This is a genomic window from Acinetobacter sp. YH16038 (genome assembly GCF_013417275.1).
Taxonomy (GTDB): domain Bacteria; phylum Pseudomonadota; class Gammaproteobacteria; order Pseudomonadales; family Moraxellaceae; genus Acinetobacter.
In genome coordinates this window covers 1-1,008 of sequence record NZ_VPEG01000188.1, presented here as the reverse complement: position 1 = coordinate 1,008, position 1,008 = coordinate 1, and the positions used below count along the sequence as shown (strand labels likewise).

At 36.7% G+C, this 1,008-nt stretch carries 1 protein-coding gene; it reads left to right on the top strand.

All coding sequences use genetic code 11. From position 1 onward, the window contains the following. A protein-coding gene (locus tag FTV34_RS17750; protein ID WP_179994544.1) for an IS4-like element ISAba1 family transposase occupies window positions 1-989 on the top strand; the annotation gives its coding sequence in 2 pieces (ribosomal slippage) (window positions 1-439 and window positions 439-989; 990 coding nt annotated over the 2 pieces). This gene is flagged as partial in the annotation. Between the last annotated feature and the right edge of the window lie 19 nt (window positions 990-1,008).

The window sequence follows — 1,008 nt, the reverse complement described above, 5'->3', positions numbered from 1 at the left end:
AAGCAAACATGTAATCTTTCTTCTGCATCTAAAGCCTTGCCCATCAAGTGTTTACCACAATCATTTTATCGACGTATGCAGCGCTTCTTTGCAGGTCAGTATTTTGATTATCGTCAAATTTCTCAGTTGATTTTCAATATGTTTTCATTCGACCAAGTGCAACTGACTTTAGATAGAACCAATTGGAAATGGGGAAAACGAAATATTAATATCCTGATGCTCGCAATCGTTTATCGTGGAATAGCGATACCTATCCTTTGGACATTGCTTAATAAACGTGGAAATTCAGATACGAAAGAGCGTATTGCTTTGATTCAACGCTTTATAGCCATTTTTGGTAAAGACCGTATTGTGAATGTGTTCGCAGACAGAGAGTTTATCGGTGAGCAGTGGTTTACATGGTTAATTGAACAAGACATCAACTTCTGCATTCGTGTTAAAAAAACTTCATTGTCACCAATCATTTAGGAAAGAATCATAAAATTAGTGATTTATTTCGCCATCTTAAAGTTGGTCAAATTGAATGTCGTAAACGACGGATTTTGGTTGGTCGGGTGAAACTATATATAAGTGCACTACAGTTAGAAAATGGAGAGCTTTTACTCGTCGTTTCTCCTCAGTTTAATGCCAATGCTATTCAGGATTATGCATTACGCTGGGAAATTGAAACCTTATTCAGTTGTCTCAAAGGACGCGGGTTTAATCTTGAAAATACGCGCTTGACAGACCCTAGACGAGTGAAAAAATTGATTGCGGTGTTAGCTATAAGCTTCTGTTGGTGTTACTTAACGGGTGAATGGCAACATAATCAAAAAAAAGCGATAAAAATAAAGAAGCATGGACGACTCTCAATGAGTTTATTTCGCTATGGTTTAGACTATGTTCAAATGGCGATTCAGCGTTTAATTGGTTTTGGGAAAAAAGAAGAGTTTAAGGAAATTTTGGCAATTTTAAGAAAGCAGAATCCTGATAGGATAAGGGTTCTGTGAAATTTGTCGTGTACAGAGT